Annotated in this window: 20 protein-coding genes; 7 read left to right on the forward strand and 13 right to left on the reverse strand. The window is 45.0% G+C overall.

The features are described from left to right. Positions 1 to 156: 156 nt before the first annotated feature. On the reverse strand, positions 157 to 609 hold the full coding sequence (gene dtd / locus RT064_RS04140; protein ID WP_159375418.1) for a D-aminoacyl-tRNA deacylase: 453 nt from the start codon (positions 607 to 609) through the stop codon (positions 157 to 159). Between the two features lie 127 nt (positions 610 to 736). On the opposite strand from dtd, the gene asd reads away from it, so the two are divergent. Further along, a complete protein-coding gene (gene asd, locus RT064_RS04145) occupies positions 737 to 1,570 on the forward strand; it encodes an archaetidylserine decarboxylase (RefSeq protein WP_313061793.1) in 834 nt (277 codons plus the stop codon). Positions 1,571 to 1,768: 198 nt separating this feature from the next. Next, a complete protein-coding gene (locus RT064_RS04150; RefSeq protein WP_313061795.1) occupies positions 1,769 to 3,010 on the forward strand; it encodes a multidrug effflux MFS transporter in 1,242 nt (413 codons plus the stop codon). A 3-nt stretch (positions 3,011 to 3,013) separates the two neighbouring features. Here RT064_RS04150 and RT064_RS04155 read toward each other — a convergent pair whose 3' ends face one another. Beyond that, a complete protein-coding gene (locus tag RT064_RS04155) occupies positions 3,014 to 3,838 on the reverse strand; it encodes a DODA-type extradiol aromatic ring-opening family dioxygenase (protein WP_313061798.1) in 825 nt (274 codons plus the stop codon). Between the two features lie 157 nt (positions 3,839 to 3,995). Continuing rightward, positions 3,996 to 4,502, reverse strand: a complete 507-nt coding sequence (rlmH, locus tag RT064_RS04160; protein WP_159375414.1) for a 23S rRNA (pseudouridine(1915)-N(3))-methyltransferase RlmH — start codon at positions 4,500 to 4,502, stop codon at positions 3,996 to 3,998. Positions 4,503 to 4,889: 387 nt separating this feature from the next. Here rlmH and rnr point away from each other — a divergent pair, with 387 nt between their 5' ends. Next, on the forward strand, positions 4,890 to 7,262 hold the full coding sequence (gene rnr / locus RT064_RS04165) for a ribonuclease R (RefSeq protein ID WP_313061977.1): 2,373 nt from the start codon (positions 4,890 to 4,892) through the stop codon (positions 7,260 to 7,262). Positions 7,263 to 7,439: 177 nt separating this feature from the next. Here rnr and RT064_RS04170 read toward each other — a convergent pair whose 3' ends face one another. Beyond that, positions 7,440 to 7,712, reverse strand: a complete 273-nt coding sequence (locus tag RT064_RS04170) for a hypothetical protein (protein ID WP_313061800.1) — start codon at positions 7,710 to 7,712, stop codon at positions 7,440 to 7,442. Between the two features lie 182 nt (positions 7,713 to 7,894). Next, entirely contained in the window at positions 7,895 to 8,683 is a 789-nt protein-coding gene (locus RT064_RS04175; protein ID WP_313061803.1) for an endonuclease/exonuclease/phosphatase family protein, read from the reverse strand. Between the two features lie 297 nt (positions 8,684 to 8,980). Here RT064_RS04175 and RT064_RS04180 point away from each other — a divergent pair, with 297 nt between their 5' ends. The 4 genes from RT064_RS04180 to RT064_RS04195 all read left to right on the forward strand — a co-directional run bounded on the left by RT064_RS04180 (position 8,981) and on the right by RT064_RS04195 (position 13,542). Next, on the forward strand, positions 8,981 to 11,200 hold the full coding sequence (locus RT064_RS04180) for a M3 family metallopeptidase (protein ID WP_313061807.1): 2,220 nt from the start codon (positions 8,981 to 8,983) through the stop codon (positions 11,198 to 11,200). Between the two features lie 39 nt (positions 11,201 to 11,239). Next, positions 11,240 to 11,491, forward strand: coding sequence for a YheV family putative metal-binding protein (locus RT064_RS04185; RefSeq protein WP_313061809.1), 252 nt, complete (start codon positions 11,240 to 11,242; stop codon positions 11,489 to 11,491). Positions 11,492 to 11,747: 256 nt separating this feature from the next. Next, entirely contained in the window at positions 11,748 to 12,998 is a 1,251-nt protein-coding gene (locus RT064_RS04190; protein WP_313061812.1) for a hypothetical protein, read from the forward strand. A gap of 43 nt (positions 12,999 to 13,041) precedes the next feature. Continuing rightward, positions 13,042 to 13,542 carry a hypothetical protein gene (locus RT064_RS04195; protein WP_313061815.1) on the forward strand — a complete coding sequence of 167 codons (501 nt, stop codon included), beginning with the start codon at positions 13,042 to 13,044 and terminating at the stop codon, positions 13,540 to 13,542. Positions 13,543 to 13,787: 245 nt separating this feature from the next. Here the strand turns inward: RT064_RS04195 and pnp are convergent, their stop codons facing one another. The 8 genes from pnp to infB form a co-directional block, all read right to left on the reverse strand. Continuing rightward, entirely contained in the window at positions 13,788 to 15,929 is a 2,142-nt protein-coding gene (gene pnp, locus RT064_RS04200) for a polyribonucleotide nucleotidyltransferase (protein WP_313061816.1), read from the reverse strand. A 395-nt stretch (positions 15,930 to 16,324) separates the two neighbouring features. Beyond that, the gene (rpsO, locus tag RT064_RS04205; protein ID WP_159772411.1) at positions 16,325 to 16,594 is read right to left on the reverse strand and encodes a 30S ribosomal protein S15; all 270 of its coding nucleotides are present in this window, start codon (positions 16,592 to 16,594) and stop codon (positions 16,325 to 16,327) included. Positions 16,595 to 16,802: 208 nt separating this feature from the next. Then, complete coding sequence (locus RT064_RS04210; RefSeq protein ID WP_159768273.1) at positions 16,803 to 16,988, reverse strand: hypothetical protein; 186 nt, start codon at positions 16,986 to 16,988, stop codon at positions 16,803 to 16,805. Positions 16,989 to 17,019: 31 nt separating this feature from the next. Further along, complete coding sequence (locus tag RT064_RS04215) at positions 17,020 to 17,544, reverse strand: type 1 glutamine amidotransferase domain-containing protein (RefSeq protein ID WP_313061820.1); 525 nt, start codon at positions 17,542 to 17,544, stop codon at positions 17,020 to 17,022. 370 nt (positions 17,545 to 17,914) lie between these two features. Further along, a complete protein-coding gene (gene truB, locus RT064_RS04220; RefSeq protein ID WP_472796502.1) occupies positions 17,915 to 18,868 on the reverse strand; it encodes a tRNA pseudouridine(55) synthase TruB in 954 nt (317 codons plus the stop codon). A gap of 23 nt (positions 18,869 to 18,891) precedes the next feature. Continuing rightward, complete coding sequence (locus tag RT064_RS04225) at positions 18,892 to 19,908, reverse strand: Lnb N-terminal periplasmic domain-containing protein (protein ID WP_313061824.1); 1,017 nt, start codon at positions 19,906 to 19,908, stop codon at positions 18,892 to 18,894. Between the two features lie 68 nt (positions 19,909 to 19,976). After that, positions 19,977 to 20,366: a ribosome-binding factor A gene (locus RT064_RS04230; RefSeq protein WP_007115084.1), complete on the reverse strand. Its 390-nt coding sequence runs from the start codon at positions 20,364 to 20,366 to the stop codon at positions 19,977 to 19,979. 105 nt (positions 20,367 to 20,471) lie between these two features. Further along, complete coding sequence (gene infB / locus RT064_RS04235) at positions 20,472 to 23,201, reverse strand: translation initiation factor IF-2 (protein ID WP_313061826.1); 2,730 nt, start codon at positions 23,199 to 23,201, stop codon at positions 20,472 to 20,474. Positions 23,202 to 23,207 lie beyond the last annotated feature (6 nt).

Below are 23,207 nucleotides of genomic sequence, written 5' to 3' on the forward strand. Positions count from 1 at the left end.
GTCAAAATAATTTTATGACAACAATATTACAATGCCCATATTACAACTTCAGAATATGACAAAAAAATGACAACGATAAGTTTTTAGGACTTTTATTTGTGGTGTTGTAAAAAATTCGGTGTTTGACTCAATTTTTGGTACTTAACACAGGTCGCATCACAGTTCAAAAATAAAATTTATCGGACCATCATTGCAACTGCTGACTTGCATGTTTGCGCCAAATTCGCCTGTCTGCACGGCCGCATATTGCGTCTTGGCATATGCGACTATCTGAGCAAACAAAGCTTTGGCAGTGTCGGGCGCCATCGCGGGCTTAAAATCAGGACGTCTACCCGATTGGGTATTGGCAAGCAGGGTAAACTGCGACACTAACAGTAAGCCGCCATTAACCTGTTGCACGTTTTTATCCATTTTGCCTAGCTCATTTTCAAATACGCGATAGGTGAGGATTTTATCAATCATTTTTTGCCCCATCGCAAGCGTATCATCATGCCCAAGTCCAAGGTAGACAAGTACGCCATGGGCAATCTCGCCGACGATTTGTTGTGGGTGAGGCGCTTGGTTGACTGCTACTTTGGCAAATTTCACCCGTTGTAATACTGCTTTCATAATTTTTCCTATCCGTCAGTTTGAGCGTAAGCGGCTTGACTCATAGCCTAAAGTTGAATATACCGTGATTCTAAGGGGGATTTTGATTATAATAAGCCAACTTTAAAATGCCAATCTCGAGTAACTTATGACCTTGTTTACGACGTTACAATCGCTTGTCCCACAACAAAAAATCAGTGAAATCGCAGGTCGTCTTGCCCAAAGCCGTCATCCGATGGTGAAAAAAACCTTTATTCGTACCTTTGCTTCGGTGTATGGCATCAAGCTAGAGGAATATGCGCGCGGTAGTTTTTCTCAGTATGACAGTTTTAATGATTTTTTTACCCGTGAGCTCAAAGACGGCGCGCGCAAGATTGATGATGACCCAAATGCGCTGATCTGTCCTGCAGATGGCATGATATCGCAATTGGGGCAAATCGATAAAGACCAAATCCTACAGGCCAAAGGCAAATCGTATGAAGTTGGGCAATTGCTCGCGGATTATGAACTTGGCAAAGCCATGCAAGAGGGGAGTTTTGTCACCGTGTATTTGGCACCGACCAATTATCACCGCGTGCATATGCCATTTGACGGTACTTTGGTAGAAACCATCTATGTGCCAGGACAGCTATTCTCGGTCAATAACGAGACCGCTGAAAACATTACCGATTTGTTCGCCCGTAATGAGCGCTGCGTGTGTGTGTTTGATACCGAATTTGGTAAAGCTTGCGTTGTGCTAGTCGGGGCGATGATTGTAGCAGGGATTGAAACAGTGGCCACAGGCAAAATCAAACGTAGCGATCGCGTGCAGCGTCAAACCCATCACATGACGTTGAAAAAAGGCGATGAGCTTGGGCGGTTTTATTTGGGCTCAACGGCGATTGTGGTATTACCAAAATCAGCGCGCATGGCTTGGGAGGCAGGTCTTTATAATTCAGTGCCGGTGACAATGGGGCAACGTCTCGGTACTTTTTTGCAGTAAGCTGTCAAGGTATTTGCTAAAAAAGGTAGCAAAGGCTGCCTTTTTTATGGGGTGTTTTAGCCAATTTGCATGGGTTGATTGCTCACATAAACTAAACGATAACGAAAAATATTTTAGGAAAATTTGTTTATAATAGCCGACTTATGATTTTTATCTGCTCTTTTATTTAGACGCGCTTTTTTATTTAAATTGATCACTATGAACCTACCACCAACACCGCACCCTAAGCCATCGCACGAGTTAGACTATCCAACCGTTTGGATTATGATTTTGGGGTTGATTATTGCTATCGGTCCGCTGTCGATTGATATGTATTTGCCGGCTTTGCCCAGTATGGCACAAGATTTTGGCGTGGCAACAGCTTTTATGTCCAATTCGGTGCCTGCCTATTTTGTGGGATTGGTGGTCGGGCAGTTGTTTTATGGTCCGATTTCGGATCGGATTGGGCGCATCAAGCCCTTGTATGTGGGCATGGTACTGTATGTGATTGCTTCGGTGATGTGCGCCACCACCACCAATGAATACGTGCTGTTTGTCTCACGAACGCTGCAGGCATTAGGCGCGTGTGTGGGAACGGTGGTGTCGCGAGCGATGATTCGTGACCGCTTGCATCCCAAGCAAATGGCAAAGGCATTTTCGCTGATGGTCCTAGTGATGGGGATTGCGCCGATTTTGGCACCAAGCTTGGGGTCGTTGCTGTTAAAAGTCGCCAGTTGGCGGATGATTTTTTGGTTTTTGGCAGGGTTTGGTGTTTTAAATATCGTGCTGACCCGGCTGTTTTTGCATGAAACCTTGACCGATGAGTTTCGCAACAACCGTCCGATGAATGACGTGCTCAGTCAATACTGGGATTTGCTTAAAGATACCCAGTTTAATTATCCTGCGATTGGCGCAGGGCTGCTGATGGGTTCGATGTTTGTGTATATCAGCGCCGCACCTGAGCTAATTATGGAAGGGTATGGGGTCACGCCGCAGCATTTTAGCTGGATTTTTGGCATGAATGCGGCAGGTTTTATTGGGTTGACACAGGTCAACCAATGGCTGGTGAACCGTTATCGTCTAGTCAGTTTGCTGCGATTTGGGGCGGTAATACAAGTAATTGCAGCAGGGTGTTTGATGCTGCTAGGCTTAGTCTTTGGCACGCAAGCTTGGCTACCGTTGGTGCTCGCCAGTATTTTTTGTTGTATTGCAGGGTTAGGACTCACTCAGCCCAATTCAGGTGCCATTGCTTTGGCATTTCAAAAACGCCGCGCTGGCATGGCGAGTGCCTTGCAAGGCTCACTCAACTTTGTCGTCGGTATTTTTGGCGGATTAGTATTAAATATCCTGCCCTTTAATCCGGTCGCCAAGCTAGGTATTACCATGTTTATGCTGATGACTATCGGCGCATTTTTGGTATTTCAAATCGACAAAAATCTCGATGTGGCGGATGTGGACTAAGGATTAATCAAACCGATACACATCCATACCCAAACTAAAATGGGCAAAACTTTCATGCACGATGCTCATCTTTGAGCCTGCGCCCGCCGCAAAAAATAACGGCAATAAATGCTCAGGGGTGGGGTGATTGTGACGAGCAAATGGATGTGACCGCCAATCTAAAGCCGTTGGCATATGTTGTTTGAGTTGATGAATCAACCAATATTTAAATTCACGTGCCTCAGCATCCACCTCAGCACTATCAAACTGTACCTGCGCCAAATTATGGGTGACACTGCCAGAGCCGATGATTAATACTTGCTCTGCCCGCAGCGGCGCCAATAAAGCCCCCAGCTGAAAACACGCATAACTATCAAAATGCTGCGGCAGCGAAAGCTGCACAATCGGCACATCTGCCTGCGGATACAAATGCACCAGTGGCGACCATACCCCATGATCAAATGGACGCAGTCGATTGACGGAGGTGCTAACGCCCAAACTCTGCAACTGCTGTGCCAGCTGCTCGGCAATCAGGCTATCGCCTTTGACAGGATAATCAATTGTATACAGTTTCTTTTGAAAGCCGCTAAAATCATGCCAAGTAGCGGGGGCCGCATTGCCATTGATTTCTAGATGCTGGCTTTGCCAATGCGCAGAGATGATGATAATCAAGCGTGGTTTTGGCAGATTTTGCCCAAATTTATTCAGCGCTTGGGTAGTACGGTTGTTTTCGATGGCAATCGTCGGCGCCCCATGTGAGATAAACAAACTGGGCAAGGTATAAAGCGGGTACGGTGTTTTGGGTAAAAATGGCTGCAGGCTGATTGGTTGTTTTTCGGTTTTTTCCATCAATTTTCTTAAAGTTGCAGTGATAAATAGAAATGATAACGAATTAATAAGGATTAACTAAAAAGGATTAATAGGTTAAATAAGGGAAAAATTCGCAAAAACAAGCCATGTCAGCGATTGCATACATAATCAAACATAACAGGTTAACTGGAAAAAATTAAAAATAATCACCACGGTGATACGGATGATGATGGATAATGGTCATAGCGCGGTACAGCTGCTCCATCAGTAGCACACGCACGAGCGGATGCGGCAGGGTAAGATTGGACAGCGACCATTTGAATGTCGCATGGGCTAATACCTCTTTTGAAATGCCATCAGCACCGCCAATCACAAACGCCATATCATCACCCAGCTGCATGGCTTCGCCAACTTTAGCGGCTAACGCTTCGGTTGATAGATTCTTACCGCGGACGTCTAGGCAAATCAGTTGTTCGCGTTTGCCTGCTGAATTTTTGGCTTGGTGCGCTTGCAGAATTAGCCCGCCTTCGGTGATGGCATATTTTTCAAGCTCGGCAGGCGAGGGGTTTTTGGCACGTTTGCAGGCGGGGATTTCAACGATTTCGGTGCTAAGCATAGGCTGAATACGTTTATAATAGTCGTCAAATCCCGTCTGCACCCAAGCTGGCATTTTTTGTCCAACGGCTAAAATTCTTGCTTTCATGGGTTCCCCTTTGTTATCTTTTGACCAATCTATGTCTATGTCACTGTGGCGATTCACCGTTAGCCATTGAACACTCATTATCTAAGCCAACTATATTTTCGCTATCGAAGCCAGCTATATTAAGGCTTAATTAAAACTTAAAACGAACCATTTAAAAACCCACCATTTAAAAACGCTTGCAACGCACCCATATACAATGCGATAAAGCCTAAAAACCCAAGCTGAGCTAAAGCCTGAACTAAAGCTAAGCTGAGCAACAAAATTTTAACATGATTTTATCGCTATGATGGATAATACTTCCCCTAGCATTTAACGAAAATGATAAAATAATTTGACTGACAAAGTTTAAATGACAAATTTTAAATGATAAGAAAAGACGACAACAATATGAAAAATTGGCAAGACCCCAATGCCGCTGTTGAAGCAGCCAACTATGACAACCCGATTCCAAGCCGTGTACTGATTTTACAAACCCTACTTGAGCGCGGACAAGCTACCCAACACGAGCTTGCGACGATTTTTGATTTAGATGACGACGAGTACGACGCACTGGGCAACCGCTTAAAAGCCATGCTGCGTGATGGACAATTAAGCCGTGATGCCGACGGGGGCAATCCTTATATTTATCGCCCACTGACTGACAATGATGCCGTGACTGGCGTGGTCGCTGCCCATGCCAAGGGCTTTGGCTTTGTCGTGCTTGACGATATGCCGGATTTATTTTTGAATGAAACTGAAATGCGCTGGGTATTTCATGGCGATAAAGTAAAAGCCATCGCCACTAGCACCGACAACCGTGGTCGTATGATGGGTCGTGTGTTGTCGGTGGTGTCCCATGCCCAGCTACAATATATCGGTAAACTTGCAAAAGATGACGATGGTTACTTTGTAGAACTCATTAGCCCAAACAATCATCAACCGATTACGGTGACGGAAGAAAACGTCGAAGCGCTACAACTCAAAATGGGTGACCCCGTCAAAGTCGATATCATCGACTATCCTACCCAACATGAATACGCGACGGGGAAAATTACTGAAAGCTTGGTCGATGATAACGAGCGTGAATTGATTATCAAAACCACGCTGCTAAATTACGATATTCCCCATGAGTTTAGCCCAAACGTCATGCAGCAAGTCGATGCGTATAAAGAGCCGACACAAAAAGACTATCAAGACCGTATCGACTTACGTTCCTTGCCACTAGTCACTATTGATGGCGAAGATTCGCGTGACTTTGATGATGCTGTCTATGCCGAAAAACGTCGCGGCGGTGGCTATCGCTTGGTCGTCGCGATTGCCGATGTCAGTCATTATGTGACTGCCAACTCAGTACTTGACCAAGAAGCCTATGAGCGTGGTACATCGGTGTATTTCCCGCATTTTGTGGTGCCGATGCTCCCTGAAAAACTCTCCAACGGTCTTTGCTCTTTAAACCCAGGTGTTGACCGCTTGTGTATGGTAGCCGACATCATACTATCGCGTAGCGGCAACGTGACCAGCTATCAGTTTTATCCAAGCGTGATGCACTCTCAAGCACGATTGACTTATAACCAAGTCAATGATTATTTTGCCCAAGCACAAGGGGAAACGCCCAAAGCCGAAGTGCCTGTCACTATCACCGGTAATAAAGCGGTCAAAAAATCAATCGATGTGCTGTATGATTTGTACAAAGTGCTATTGGTCAAACGCGAACAGCGCCATGCGATGGAATTTGAAACCCAAGAGACTTATATCAAGTTTGATGAAGCAGGCAAAATTAGCGCCATTGTGCCGCGGACGCGTGGTGAATCGCATAAGCTCATCGAAGAGATGATGCTACTTGCCAATACCTGCGCGGCTGAATTTTCGCTCAAGCATGAATTGCCGGTTTTGTATCGCAATCATGATACCCCAGAGGCAGAAAAAGCCGCTCGCGTCAGTGACTTTGTGAAGCATTTTGGTTTGTCATTTCCTGAAGAAAACCCGACACAGGCAGATTATCAGCGTATCATTGAAGCGACACGCGAACACCCTGATGCGATTAGTATCCATAGCGTGCTACTGCGCTCGATGCAGCAAGCCAACTATGCACCGACTAATATCGGACACTTTGGGCTTGCGTATGAGGCATACAGCCACTTTACCTCACCAATTCGCCGTTACCCCGACTTGATGCTACACCGTGCCATCAAAGCGAAAGTGACTGGCAAAAAAGCGCCGCTGCCAGATTGGTCGCTAGAAGATGCCGCTGAACACACCTCAATGACAGAGCGCCGTGCCGATGAAGCCAGCCGTTTTGTTGAGCAGTGGCTCAAAGCCCATTATATGAAAGACCATATCGGTGAAGAATTTGATGCGGTGGTTACCACAGTGACCAATTTTGGCCTGTTTGTGACGCTTACCGATTTATTCATTGATGGCTTGATTCATATCTCGCATTTGGGCGAAGATTACTTTGTATATGATGACAAGGCGCAGCAGTTATTCGGTGAAAAATCAGGACTGGTGTTTGGAATCGGTGATAAAATCCGTGTCAAAGTCGCTGCCGTCAATATGGAGACCCAGCAGATTGATTTTGATTTGGTGGCACAGCTGGAAAAATCGTCATTTAATAATCGCGGTAAGGGCAAAAGTCGCGGTCAATCGCAAGCGGCCTCTAATTCTGTTCAATCCAATCCCAATGCGCCATCTAATCCTAACGCTCAATCTAAGCCAAATGAGAACGTCAGGAAAGCAAAAAGCGCTAAAAATAAAAGTAACGCGCGCAACAAATCTCGTTAATGGAAAAAGGGCAATACAATTTGCCCTTTTTTTATCGTTCAGACAAATACCTGCTAGAACAAAAAACGTCTTTGCCTACTTAATCTTAGCTATTTAATAATAGCGACTTAATATTAGCCACTTGATGCGCTTTAACCAGTCTTGCTTGGCGGTACTAGCAGCTAATACGCCAAGTTATTATTGCGTGGTTTTTTCTGCGCTTGCCAAATTATTGGATGACGTTTGGGCGGCTTGATTCAAATCTGTTGTTGCCTTATCAATCGCTTGTTTAGGCTGCTCGCCAATCGATGACGTATCGTTTGATGCTATGGCTAAGGGCGCCGAGGCGGCACTACTATTGGCTTGGTTTGACGCAATGACTTGCTGGGTACGATGTGATGATATGAGGTTAAAAATAGTGAGTGCGGTGATGCCTAATATCGCAAAAATAATGAGTAATTTTGGTTGCATGGGGGTTTCCAGTGTAGCGTCAATTTGGCTAACCGACGTGTAAAGCCTGACGTCTAAAGCCTGTGGCCTAAAACGTCAAATCGGGTTTCGCTGGGACAAAAATTGACAGTCATGTCTATAAAAATTGCTATGCTACCTTTCTGCAAAAATCATGCAAATTTAATCTGTTAATCTTTTAATGCTTAATCTGTCCGTAAACTAACTTCGGCACTAACCGGCAAATGGTCAGAGAGATTTGACCAAGGTTGTCCCTTATGCACCCAAGCACGGTGTACTTGTAGATTGCGCACATAGATACGGTCAAGGCTTAATACCGGGAGCTTGGCAGGGAAGGTGGGTAGTAATTTGCCATGGTGGGTCAGCACGGCTTCTTGTAAATTAAGGTCACAGCCAAGCTTTTGACAGGATAATTTTTTCCAGTCATTGAAGTCGCCTGCCAATATCAGCGGCGTGGATTGGTCGATTTCGTTATTGATATACTGGCTTATCACCTCATATTGTTTTTCACGGTCATTTTCCCTTAAGTTTAGATGCGCGCAAAGCACGATAATGGGCGTATGCCAGCCTTTGGGCTGGATTTCGCAGTGCAATACACCACGCTGCTCAAGGCGGCTTACTGTGATATTGACATTGTGTTTGGGGTCGAGCGGATGGCGACTTAGCACCGCATTGCCATGATGACCGTGGTTATATTCGACGTTTTTGCCATAGCTGTTTTCAAGCTTTAGATACTCGCCAAACCATTCATGCTGGGACTGGTCGGGAAATTCATTATATTTCACCACGCGTTTGAGATTTTGACCTTGGACTTCCTGCAAACAAATAATATCAGATTGCACTTGGTCAAGTGCAGCAGCGATGCCTTCCATTTTGACAAAACGATTGAGGGGTGACATGCCTTTATGGATGTTATAACTGGTGATGATTAGGCTGTTTTTTGGTGGTTGGGCGCCTGCTACTTGTTTAGACACTACTTCGTTTGATGCTACTGGGTTAGGTGTTATTTTTTTAGGTGTTAGTGAGCGCATAATAAAATCACAGTGATAAACATGGCATTATTTTAACGTGAAATTGTACCGCTGGCTTGTTTTGACAAAAAATTGTCACAATATAATGGTTGTCGACATTTATGTCGCAAATGTATTTTGCAAAGCTGTGTAGCAAAATGGGGTTGCTTTGCCAAGCGTTGCGGTTTTTATGCTAAAATTTTGGGCAATGACGACTTTTACTCTCAATCATCAACGAGCGATAAAAAATTGGAAAACAGTATGACCAACGATGTAGAAAATCCGACAGAAAATTTGCACCTTGTTGAATTTAATCAATTAGCGCTTGAGCGACTCAAGACGGCAATCGATGAGGCGTTGGCGAATGGACATGCGTTTTTAACTATGCTCGATGATGAAGCTGGGCTTTATAACCTCGATAACAAAGCTGGGCAAGCTAATAGCCAAGTTAACGATGCATACCTCAGCAGCCAGCAAGCGCTCAATGATATCATCGCCTTTGACCATGTGAATTTAGCATTGGACCGCAGTTGGGGCTTGCTATCGCACTTAAATAGCGTGGTCAGTGATGAGCCAATCCGTGCGCTGCATCATGCATTATTGCCCGCGCTTTCTGCCTACGGCACGGCGGTTGGTCAACATCTCCCGCTGTATCAACGCTATCAGCGTGTGGTGAGCGATCAGTCATTTTTTGAGCGCTTAGAGCCGGCGAGACAACGCTCATTGACCTTGGCGCTACAAAGTTTTGAGTTATCCGGTGTGGGTTTAGCGGAGGCGCAAAAACAGCAATTTGCCACGCTTGCCAGCGATTTATCCACGCTATCGGCTAAATTCTCCGATAATGTGCTCGATGCCACCCAAAGCTACTTTTTACCGTTAAGCGAATCGCAACTGGCAGGACTGCCTGAGTCTGCGCTTGCCATGCTTGCAGATGCGGGCAGGCGATACACAGAAAAATTCCCGGAGCAAGTATTGGCAACGCCTTATGTCGCGACACTTGATATCCCAGTTTATCTTGCGGTGATGACCTATGCCGATGACCGCGAGTTACGCGAAACCTTGTATCGTGCGTATGTCACCCGTGCCTCTGAATTATCAGCGCAGCCAGAATTTAACAATGCCGATATCATGGCGGATATCTTGGCAAAACGCGCGCAAAAAGCCCAGTTATTAGGCTATGACAATTTTGCTGAGTTATCGCTTGCCACCAAAATGGCGGACAATGTCGACACTGTAGAGCAATTTTTACGGGATTTGGCAGACAAGGCGCGACCCTTTGCCATGCAGGATTTAAAACAACTGCAAGTTGAAGGTTTGGCGTTTGGCATCGGTGATGAGGGCGATGAGGTGCGACCTTGGGATACGGCGTATCTGGCAGAAAAAGTCAAACAACGTCAATTTAATCTATCGCAAGAACAAGTGCGTCCGTACTTCCCAGTGCCGACAGTCATCGCAGGCTTATTTGAGATTGTGCAAAAACTGTATGGCATTCAGATTGAAGATAAAACTGCAAGCACGCAGCGCTGGCATGATGACGTGCGTTTTTATCAAGTTTTTAATGAAAACCAGCAGCTTATCGGTGGTTTTTATTTTGATTTATATGCCCGTCCTGGTAAACGCGGTGGCGCATGGATGAGTGGCTTTCAAGCGCGTTATCAACACGATGATAGCGGTTATCAGCAGTTACCCGTTTGTTTTATGGTGGCAAACTTTACCCCTGCGCCAACGGGTGCACAGCGCGGCAAACCCAGCTTATTAACCCATGATGAAGTGTTAACGCTCTTTCATGAGTTTGGACATGGGCTGCACCATCTGCTCACTGAAGTGAATGTTGGCGATGTGGCAGGCGTGAATGGCGTCGAATGGGATGCAGTTGAGCTACCCAGTCAGTTTATGGAAAACTGGGCATGGCACCCTGAAGGGATAGCATTAATCAGCCGTCATGTCGATACGGGTGAAACGTTGCCAGAGAGCATGCTACAAAGTATGCTCGCTGCCAAAAATTTCCAAAGCGGCATGCAAACCCTACGCCAACTGGAGTTTGCGCTATTTGATTTGTTATTGCATGCCAAAACCCCAGCACCCGATTATCCCCAGTTATTGGCGTTACTCGACAGCGTGCGTGCTGATGTGTCGATTATGCCGACCGCCAGTTATAACCGTTTTGCCAACGGCTTTAGCCACATTTTCGCAGGGGGCTATGCGGCAGGGTACTATTCTTACAAATGGGCAGAACTGTTGTCAGCCGATGCGTTTAGCAAGTTTGAAGAAACCAGTATTTTTGATAAAAACGCTGGCAAATCCTTCCGCGATAACATTTTAGCCAAAGGCGGTAGCCAATCTGCAAAAGCCAACTTTGAGGCATTTCGCGGTCGTGAAGCCCGTATTGATGCGCTGTTACGCCACTCGGGATTTTTAACCAGCAGCTATGATGAACTGCTGAGCGATGACACCGATAACGCCAACACCCAAGCTTGGTAACACGGTTGCCAAAATACAGGCTAGTAAAAAGAAGAAGCTATGAGATATCAATCCAATCGCCCCAAACGTCAATTTTTGGCGGGGGTGGCTTGTCCAAGCTGTAAAGCACTGGATAAAGTTGTTCAGATTCAGCTATATCAGCCCGAGTATGATGAGTATATCGAGTGTACGGCATGTGGTTATACCGAGCGTCGCCCAACACCCGATGAGATCATTGACATTCAGCAATCCAATCATCAGGAAACCGTTCATTATGGCGACGATGGCGCGGTTATTGTTAGGTTTAAATAAGCCAAGTTTAAGCGGTTTGGGTAAATTTTGACAAGGTTAACGAGTTTAAATGCCCTTGATACAATTAGGGTGGTCAAAGTATGGCGGTCAAAGTAGGTTTTTGTCTCAAACGTTGTTATTTTTGATTGCGGTTTGTTATAGTAACAAGCAAACGAATGTACACCATCATTTTCATGCCAGCTTGGCATATACATCGCTAGCATTAAATCGTACAGACATCTGACCCGCCCGACATGGATAGGGATATTGACCCAACATGAAATTATTTAGCCTAAAAAAAGACAATAACTCTATAGCCTCTACAGCCCCGACTAGCAAAGATGCCCATCCATCATCACAGCTGGCTGAAAATCCAATGATAGGCGTGTCAGATAATCCGTTGCCGCTTGGTACGACTAATCAGCCGCCGATGCAAGCGACTAACTACCCAGACATACCTCCAGACACATCCCTAGAAAAGACAGCAATCAAAAATGCGTTTTCGCTAGATACCATTGATTTAAACCAGTTGGAAGACGAATTACTTCATGGCAAAACGGACTATACGGCAGATAACACAAAAGCGGCTGATACCCTCGCACCCAAAAAGCTCAGTTTTGATGATTTTGATTTGGATGAGCTACCCAGTGATGTTGAACCCTACATCACTGTGACTATCGAAGACACTGCCAATACATCAACAGTGTCACAGCCGGTACCGTCACAGACAACCGATAACGCGCTGATATTTGATATTGATAACCTACCGCTAGAAGTTAAGCCAGACCCAGACCTAGAACTAAGTCTAGAATCAGACCCCCATAACGCGCAACCACAGCCCATCGCATCACAAAGTAATGATGAAAATAGTGATGAAAGTAATGATAAAAAAATTATCGAGACTATCGAGGCTATCGAAACGATGCCACCCGTCGTGTTAACCAAAACAGAACCCGAAAGTAAAGCGGTTATCGCCCAGACGCCAAACCCATTTTTAAGACCGCCAAGTCAACCACTAGCGAAACGGACGGTAAAAAAAAGCAATCAACTTGGGTTACTAGTGGGTGCAGGGTTGGCAATGGCTGCCTTAGCATGGTTTTTTATGGGGCAGTCAAGCGAGCCCAACAAATCCACCGCGCAGTCACAGATGCAGACACAGACGCAGACCCAAGCACATGCAACAGCCGAAACTACAGCGCCTATAGTAAAACCCCAAGCTAGCGCTAGCTTGCCTGCCGCGTCAACCGTCGTAGTGGATGCTAACTCTAGCTCAGCCCATGCGACCCCAGCACTACCGGCAATCACGCCAGAAGAAATTCTTAAGCCGACACTTCCTGAAGATCCGGCGCTTGCCAAAGAAGAGCTGAGTCGATTGTCAGAGCAGAGCGCGCAGCTAAAAGAGCAAGAAACCATGATGCAAGACCAGCTGCGTATGATGAATGAGCTGAGTAGTAAAAAAGAAGAGCGTATCCAGCTGCTAGAACAGCAAGTTGCAAAGCTTGAGCAGCAAAAAGCCGCCAACAAATAAGCACCCACAAATAACCACCAATAAACAACTGGAAAGCTAAGTAGTGCTGACCCAAGTCGATAAAAAAACCTTGTTTCAAGACCGCTATCAAGCGCTCATTATGCCCGTCCCGGTATCAGGTGTTTTTCGTCATCGCACCTTACTTAAATACCAATCGCTGTATCCTGAGCATTACACCGTTTACAAGCAAGCCTGTGAGCGTTCGCAGCTGTTACTTGGTGATGTGTTACAGTTTACGCCGCAGCGTGATTTGGCGGGTATGGCAGTCGGTGGGGCGTTATCAAAGCCACAGTTCATCGTGGATATGGCAATCACAGAATTTGCCGAAAATCCGCCGCATGTTGAGTATATCGTGTCAGCGTTACAAAGGTTAGAGAAAATTATGTTCGATTGGGGACGGTATCAAGGTATTCGCCGTGTGGCGATATTGGCAAGTGATGAGCTTATTGTGCCAAAGGATAAAAGTTTTGATGACGATATATTGCCACTGTTTGAAAAATACCTTCAGCCTGTGAGTAGTTTGAATGTGGTGGTTTATCGCTAACGCTATTAGTTTAAATAGTTTTTAAGGGTTAGGATTTTATCGAGGGCTACTCAGTGATTCATTGTCGCCATCGGTATATTGCAAGTAGTAAAATGTTAACGCGGTCAAAACCTTCTCATCATCGGGCATTTTTTCTAATTACTGTAATGATGGTTTCATAGCGTTTGCCAAAATTTGTCCCAAAAAAACCGCTTTACCTTACGATAAAGCGGTTTTTAATTTTTGATAGCTACATTTTAATAAAACTATTCAGCCGCTGGCGTTTCAGTATCAGCAGGTGCAGCTGGCGCGATGGTTTGATCCACGCCTTTCATGGTGAGCTTAATGCGACCACGGTTGTCGATATCTTGTACCAGTACATTCACCATTTGACCTTCTTTTAGCACATCATTCACATTCTCGATACGCGCATCAGAGATTTGTGAGATATGCACCAAACCGTCAGTGTTAGGTAATACATTGACAAACGCACCAAACTCAACAATACGAGCCACTTTACCTGTATAAGTCTTGCCGACTTCTACTTCTGCCGTAATCGCCTCGATTTTAGCAATCGCGGCTTTGGTCGCGGCTTTGTTTTCACCAAAGATACGAATGGTACCGTTGTCATCAATATCAATCACTGCGCCTGTTTCTTCAGTCAGTTGGCGAATGGTTGCACCACCTTTACCAATCACGTCACGGATTTTTTCAGGGTCGATATCAATTACCGCAAAGTTTGGTGCATGGGCGTTGATTTCTTTACGGCTGGTTGCAATCACTTCATTCATCGCATTTAAAATATGGATACGACCCGCATGCGCTTGGTGCAGGGCTTTTTCCATAATCTCTGGGGTGATACCTTCGATTTTGATATCCATCTGTAGGGCAGTCACGCCATTGGCAGAACCCGCGACTTTAAAGTCCATATCGCCTAGGTGGTCTTCATCACCCAAGATGTCAGACAGCACAGCAAAACGCTCGCCTTCTTTAACCAGACCCATTGCGATACCAGCAACAGGCGCTTTTAGTGGTACGCCGGCATCCATTAACGCCAGTGATGCGCCACAGACAGATGCCATTGATGATGAACCATTGGATTCGGTGATGTCAGATACGATACGAATCACGTATGGGAAACGGTCACTATCTGGCAGCATAGCCTGTACACCGCGGCGTGCTAGACGACCATGACCGATTTCACGGCGTTTTGGACCGCTGTCACGACCCGTTTCGCCCACTGAATAACTTGGGAAGTTATAATGCAGCATGAAGTGGTCTTGTTTGGTGCCCGCAAGGGTGTCAATCATGTTCACATCACGGCTGTTGCCAAGCGTGGTGGTAACGAGTGCTTGCGTTTCACCGCGCGTAAATAGCGCTGAACCATGCGTGTAAGGCAGTACGCCAACTTGGATGTCTAGGGCACGGACAGTTTGTAAGTCACGACCATCGATACGGGGTTTGCCAGACAAAATATTGTCACGTACCGTACGGTATTTTAGGGTCTCAAATAGTTCTTTGATTTGTGCCACGTTGTCGGCGTAGCCTTCGGCTTCTGCGTCACCGGCTAAGGCTTCAATGGCTTGGTTTTTGATTTCATCAAGGCGAGTATAACGGCTGGCTTTTTCGCTGATGGTATACGCTTCTGAAATCGCTGCAGCAAATTGATTTTGTAGGGCAGTTTCTAAGGCTTCGTTGACGGCAGGGGCAACGAATTGGTTTTTTTGTACGCCAACTTCTTTGGCAAATTCATTAATGGCATCAATCACGACTTGTTGCTGCGCGTGACCGTATAGTACCGCGCCAAGCATTTGGTCTTCTGATAGTTCTTTGGCTTCAGATTCGACCATCAATACCGCAGACGACGTACCCGCAACCACCAAATCAAGCGAGCTTTGTTTTAGCGCTTCATGGTTTGGGTTTAGTACATATTCATCGTTGATAAAACCGACACGTGCTGCACCAATCGGACCATTAAATGGCGCTGATGAAATCGCCAATGCCGCTGAAGTACCAATCATCGCTGCGATATCAGCATCTTGTGTTTTGTCTGACGAAATCACCGTGGCGGTCACTTGGATTTCGTTGAAGTAGCCTTCTGGGAACAATGGACGAATCGGGCGGTCAATGAGGCGTGAAGTCAAGGTTTCCATCTCAGATGGGCGCCCTTCGCGTTTGCCATAGCCACCTGGGATTTTACCAGCAGCGTACATTTTTTCTTGGTAGTTGACGGTCAATGGAAAAAAGTTTTGACCCGCTTGCGCCTCGTCTTTTACCACAACAGCGACTAGCACAGAGACGCCGCCCATGTGCACGACCACTGAATTAGCTTGGCGTGCGATACGACCCGTTTCTAACGTAACTTGTTGATTACCATATTGGAATTCTTTAGTAATGATATTAAACATAATGCGGTTTTATCCTTTGTGTGATGAAATAGGGCGATTTAAGTTTTAGTAATAGCCCCTAACGTTTGTGTTCTTTTCAAAAAATACAAACGTTAGAAGCAATCTACCAATTCGCCTGATAGCAGCCTTAAATCAGCCTAAATTAAAAAATACTTTGAAAAAAGTAAGTGTAAACTGCAATTGTGAAGGCACAATGCGTTGTCTATTTTACCTAGTTTTGTGGCGAATCACCACCTTTTAACTGCGCTTTAACCACTAATAGCAAGCGATGGGTAATGACTAAGCTAACAGGTAGGGTAAAAGTGAAAAAAATTCGCTAAAAATATTGAACCCATAAAAAAGCGGCTACCCAAAAGCAGCCGCTGATTGAATAAAGCTCATAATGCGCTGATAAATTAGCGACGTAAGCCTAATTCATTGATGAGTGCAGTATAACGGTTTGCATCTTTACGTTTTAAGTAGTCAAGTAACGTACGGCGTGAGTTAACCATACGAATCAAACCACGACGGCTGTGATGGTCAGCTTTGTGTGCTTTAAAGTGTGGTTGTAAGTCATTGATACGCGCCGTTAATAATGCCACTTGAACTTCAGGTGAACCTGTGTCGTTTTCAGCGCGTTGGAATTTTGCGATTACGTCTGCGCGGTCTTGGTTAGTCAACATAATATTTTCCTAGCTTTTTTAGCATAAAATGAGAAGCCTAATCGGCTAACTATCGAGTCGATTAGTGTAAAAAAATCAGGATAACCACGCTTCTCAGTAGTTAACCGTCAAAAAGGAGCATTATTTTACCAAATATTACCCAATAAAAAAACCCTAATTTGCATTAGGGTGTTGAATTTATTAAGGCTTTCAATAGATTCAAGCTTTCAATTTACTGATTGCCCGTGGGCTGTTTGGGGGTTTCGCTATGCAGACGGTCAAGCTGCTCTTGTGGCGCGGTGGTGAGTTTATCAGAAGTCACTTCGTCCGCATCATTAGGCGTAGTATCGGCAACAAACGTCGCGTCAGGCGCTTTCTTGTCCATTTTATCAATATCTGTCATAGTAGTGGGTTGCATGGCAATCTCCTTTTCTTATGCTTATTCAAGCTTATTTAGTCAGTGCTTGGTCAATGGCTTCAGTAAAATCTGGAATATCTTCAGGTTGACGACTGGTAATCAAATTACCATCTATCACCACTGATTTGTCTTCAAACTGCGCACCTGCATTTTTTAGGTCAACAGCGATGGTTTTATAAGCGGTTAATTTTTTACCACGAGCAATTTCAGTATCCGCAAAAATCCACGGGGCATGACAAATCGCTGCGACAGGTTTACCGGCATTCATGAACGCTTTTACCATCGCTTGTGCATCGGTATTTGCCCGCAACACATCGGCATTGGCACCGCCACCTGGTAATACAATCGCATCATAATCGGCTGCATTGGCTTCACCAATTAATAAATCAGCGGTAAAGGTGTCAGCAGGGTCAGTATGATTAAGCCCGCGCACTTGTTTTTGGGGTTGTGTGGTGATTAAAGTGGTTTGGTGTCCTTTAGCTTTAAGCAGGTCATTGGTTTGGGTATATTCAACTTGTTCAAAGTCGGTATCAAGTAAAATAGCAATCTTAGCCATGGTAATTATCCTATTATTTCATTATTTGAGTTAAAGAAAAAAATTGTTGTTGTTATCGATTCATCTGTAAGGTACGCGCTTTATTTTGAGATTATTATTTGATTTTTATTTTATTAATCATATTTTTATTAATTATATAAAGGTATCTAAATAAACCGCTGTTTGTTCTTTATTAGCAAAGCTTGCTAAGCAAAGAACCAAATGAATCAACACCACTAAGAATAAAAAAATCGCGGGATAAAAACTGCTAGCAAAGCGTCACGTTTTGTATCAATGCATAAAAAACGTACTCGCTTTGTGACATCACACCGCTCATTGAGCAAATTATGTGAATACAGCAAAAAATTAGCAAGATGATAAGTTTACTGACTTACTGTGGCTGGTTTAAATTAACTAGCTTCAGCGGTTGTAAACGACCATTGGGTTCAAGTAGCCCTGTACCCAAAAATTGCTGATGGTCGTCAAACAAGCGAAAAGTTTGATTGGCGGTTAAGATAAGCTGCTGAGTTAACATCGTCGTTTTGACATTTAAGCGTTGACCTTGCCGGATGCGCTTTGATTGGCTATCGTCTAATAGCAGACTTGGCAATGAGCGAACGCAGGCATCCACCGCTAATAGCTTATCAAGCCGCGCTGCAATATCGAGCGCGGCAAAATCGGCTAATGTGATGGCATTAGCAATCTCAAAATCGCCCGTCTGTATACGTCTAAGCGCTGTCAGATGTCCTAGCGTCCCCAGCGCTTTGGCTATATCTTCAGCTAGCACGCGCACATAAGTGCCTTTGGAGCAAGTGACGGTTAATTGCAATTGTTGAGCGGATAGGGGAGTAAGTGACAGCTTATAAATGGTGAGAGGACGTGCTGCACGCTCCACTTCAATACCTTCACGCGCTAGTTCATACAGTTTTTTGCCGTCTTTTTTGAGCGCGGAGTACATGGGCGGAACCTGCATTATCTCACCCAAAAATTGTTCAGTGACGCTTTGTAACATTGCTTGTGTCACATTTGGTACAGGGATAGTGGCAATTATCTGACCTTCAGCATCCCCTGTATCGGTTTGCTCGCCGAGTTTGATAATGGCTTGGTAAGATTTGATCGCATCAAGTTGATAATGGCTAAACTTGGTCGCCTCTCCCAGACAAATCGGCAGCAAGCCTGTTGCCATTGGGTCAAGGGTACCGGTATGACCCGCTTTTTTACTGTCGTGCACATCAGATTTGAGCAAGTATTTGACTTTTGATACCACTTGCTGGGAGCTCATCCCTTGCGGTTTATCAATCAGTAGGACGCCAGAGACGATGGATTTTGTTTTTGGTTGGGTCATCATGTTATGGATTTATCAATTCATTAAAAGTCGGTTCGAATCAGCCGCGAGTAATCTGCTGTGCTAATAGGGTGGTTGACAGAATACGGCTTTGACTTAGGGTTAATGTGTGCCCGTTGTTGCCACTGCTGCAAGCTATAGCGGTTATCAATCAATTGCTGGTCATACAGATAACTGGGAATATAGCCAGATAACAGGATACGATAATCAAATGGCAAAGGTTGGATATCGTCAATCAGCTCATAAATTGCCGTGGTACAGTTATTTACCAATGAATTATACCATGTCGGCTGCGTTTTTAAGGACTTGGCTTTCGCTAGATACGCAAGCAGCAGCGCTTGAATATGGTGTTTTGGCATATTGATGGGATAAATATAAACATCTTCATGACGGATATTACTACGGGTATAAATAATATCTTTTTCATCGGCAGCGATAATCACCAATTCAAACTTGCGAAAAAATCCACCCAGCGTACTAAATTGTTCATTGACTTCTTTGCGAATCTCGATGGATAACGCAAGCTGCTTGCCATCACTAAACCCAAAACTCACTAGCGTATGGGCAATGGCATCGCCCATCCAATAGGAGGCGATAAAATCAACCGTTTGCAGTTTTGCCAACTCGTATTGCCTAGTTTCCCAGCGCGGCTCAAAATGGGTTTTATCTTGCCAATCAAAATTTCTAACATTGCTAATGGTGAGTGTATTGCCATCACTGTCAAGCCGATAGTCTAACATTTGGGCAACCTCGGGGTTCCAATCCCGCGCATTGCTAGCTGACATCGAAAAAAAGCATGCAATGGCAATCGCCACCACCGCAAAAAAAATCAATAATAAAGACTGATGAGAAAGTAGGGATGAAAATAGGGTCGGTTTGATGATACTGACCAAAACAGCAAGGGTGAAAAATACCCATACACTAATCAGTGCCAGACTGACATATCTGCCTAAGGGCTGATGTGTCCACACGAACACCCCGACCCACAGACTTGAAAGAATAATGACGATAAACTTAATGATACCCCAAAGTAACTGCATTCAACATCCCTGTTAATGACTCAAAGTGACAAATAAGCTCGTCTAGGCTCGTCATGGCCTACAACGCATCAGTCGTCTGATGGTTGACCTTCGCTACTTTGTACGGCTTTAGAAATGAGGTTCATCATATAGTTAGCGTTAGCGGTCACTTCATCATAGTGAAAGCGCAGACGTGGCGTAGTACGAGTTTTTAGCAAATGACTGAGCTCAGTACGCAGAAAACCTGAGGCTTTGTTCAGCACTTCTAAGCTTTCGGTATGATAATCTTTTGCCATGGCATCATCCATCGACTTTTCCATGATGGTGACATAGATATCAGCATAACCCAAGTCCGGGCTGATTTTGACACTAGAAATGGTCACAAACCCCGTCAACCGTGGGTCGTTAATCTCGTCACGAATCAAAACCGCTAGGTCGCGCTGAATTTGATCGGCAAGACGTTGTAAACGTTGATTCATTGGTAATCCTTTTTATAGTAAAAAAAGGTCTAATTAACCTAGATTAATTAGACCTGTGGGAAGGTTGCTAATAGCAAGCTGGCAGTATTAGGTTGTCAGCTTAGCTTATAAGGTACGTTTGACTTCATGAATTTCGAAGACTTCAATCTTATCGCCTTCTTTGACTTCATAACCTTTTACCGCAAGACCACACTCCATACCAGCACGCACCTCATTAACATCCTCTTTAAAACGACGTAATGATTGTAATTGACCGGTGAAAATAACTTGGTCATCACGCAATACCCGAATTGGCTTGTTGCGGATAATATTACCTTCCGTCACCATACAACCCGCTGCATAACCAAAGCGACTAGAGTGGAAGACTTCACGTACTTCTGCGATACCCAAGATTTGCTCACGATGTTCTGGCGCAAGTAAACCGCTCATTGCTGCTTTGACGTCATCAATTAAGCCATAGATAACACTATAGTAGCGAATATCTAAGCCTGCTTCATCCGCTTTGCGTTTGGCGGCGGTATCAGCACGAACGTTGAAGCCTAATAACACTGCTTCACTTGATTCAGCGAGTACCACATCCGATTCGGTGATTGGACCGACACCCGATGAGATGACTTTGACTTTAACTTCATCCGTAGATAATTCATCAAGCGCGGTTAACAAGGCTTCTAGTGAACCTCGAACGTCAGTTTTAAGAATCAAATTAACGGAAGGCAGTTTGGCATCGCTCATCTGGTCAAATAAGTTTTCTAAGCGTGATTTGGCTTGACGTTCAAGCACTTTTTCACGCTCACGAACCGTGCGATATTCTGCAACTTCGCGCGCACGTTTCTCATCTGAAACCACCATAAACTCGCTACCAGCTGCTGGTGTATCAGGCAGGCCTAAGATTTCAACAGGAATCGAAGGACCCGCTGAGGTGATTTTTTGACCGTTTTCATCAGTCATAGCACGGACGCGACCATAATATTCGCCAGCAAGTACCAAGTCACCTTGATTTAAAGTACCTTGTTTAACCAGCAAGCTAACCACAGCACCGCGACCTTTTTCAAGACGTGATTCAATTACCACACCTTGCGCTGCACCGTCAGTAGCGACTTCAAGTTCCATCACTTCTGCTTGTAGGTTAATCACTTCAAGCAATTCATCGATACCTTGACCTGTTAACGCAGAGACTTTGACTACCGGTGTGTCACCGCCCCATTCTTCAGGAACGACTTCTTTGGTGGTCAATTCGTTAAGAACGCGGTCTGGATCGGCGCTGTCTTTATCCATCTTGTTGATAGCTACAATAATCGGGGTACCTGCGGCACGCGCATGGTCAATCGCTTCAGCCGTCTGCGGCATCATACCGTCATCGGCTGCAACCACTAACACCACGATGTCTGTCGCTTTGGCACCACGAGAACGCATCGCGGTAAATGCGGCGTGACCTGGGGTGTCTAAGAAAGTAATAACACCTTGGTCAGTCTGCACATGATAAGCACCGATATGCTGAGTAATACCACCTGCCTCGCCCGATGCCACTTTACTAGAACGGATCTTATCGAGCAGTGACGTTTTACCGTGGTCAACGTGACCCATGATGGTAACCACAGGCGGACGCGCTTGGACGTTGCTACTTTTCTCGCCAACCGCTTCACGTAGTGAATCTTCAACTTGTGTTGAACTCACAAGCACTGGGTTATGACCCATTTCTTCAACAAGTAGGGCAGCGGTTTCTTGGTCGATAGATTCGTTTTCACGGACCAACTCGCCCATTTTCATCAACATTTTGACGACTTCGCGTACTTTGATTGCCATTTTTTGGGCAAGTTCAGATACCACGATGGTCTCACCGATTTCAACGTTATGCACGATTTTCTCAACCGGTTTTTCAAATTTATGTCTATTGGCTTGCGAGGATTTTAAGCCGCGACCACGGTTCTTAATCTCTTGCTCACCTTCATCGTCACGGCGACGACGACGGTTTTTGTTGGCAGTGCTTGCGGTTCCACGTTTGATTTCACGGCGTTCTTGTTCAAATGAATCTTCAAGCGCTGCGCCCACCAAACCTTCGGCCAATGGTTCATCTTTTTTGACAACCATCGTAGTTTCAGTATCGGTTTCGCTGTATTTACTCGCCATTTGACGCATTTGCTCAAGGGTACGCTGCTGAGCTTCTTCAGCGGCTTTACGGCGATTTTCTGATTCGATTTGACGTAAGCGTTCTTCTTCTGCTTCACGCGCTTTGCGTTCACTGTCCGATTCTTTTTTCGGCGCAGGTTTTTTCTCAGCTTTTTTGACTTCAATTGCAGCGGTTTTGTTGCCTTTTTTCACTACCACACTGGTGGTTGTGTGTTCTTTGGCAGCTTGACTACCACCACCTAAGTTAGCACGCATTGCTGCAAGCGTAGCTTGTTGTCGCGCTTCAGCCGCTTGTCTGGCTTTGTCTTTTTCAGCTTGTTCTTGGGCGGCTTTTTCTTTTGCCAAACGCGCTTTTTCTTCAGCGTCTTTCATCGCTGCTTCACGAGATGCTAGCTCTTCAGCAATTTTATTGGGATTTGGCTTATCAAATACCATTTTTTTGCGCACTTCAACATTGACACTTTTGGCTTTACCAGAAGTGCCTGTCACACGCGCAGTAGAAGTAGTTTTGCTTTTTAAGCTAATGCGAGGTTTGTCATTTTGACCATGACTTTGTTGTAAAAAGTTGACCAGTTTTTGTTGTTCGCTATCGGTGACGATGTCATTGTCACCGCGCGCAGACAGCCCTGCCTTGACCAGTTGATTATTAATTGCTTCAACGGTCTTTGTGGTCATTGCTGCAAGTTCTTTTACGGTTTTATCTGCCATTCATAC

Origin of the sequence: Moraxella sp. CTOTU49097 (assembly GCF_032064105.1) — a bacterium.
Classification (GTDB): domain Bacteria; phylum Pseudomonadota; class Gammaproteobacteria; order Pseudomonadales; family Moraxellaceae; genus Faucicola; species Faucicola osloensis_B.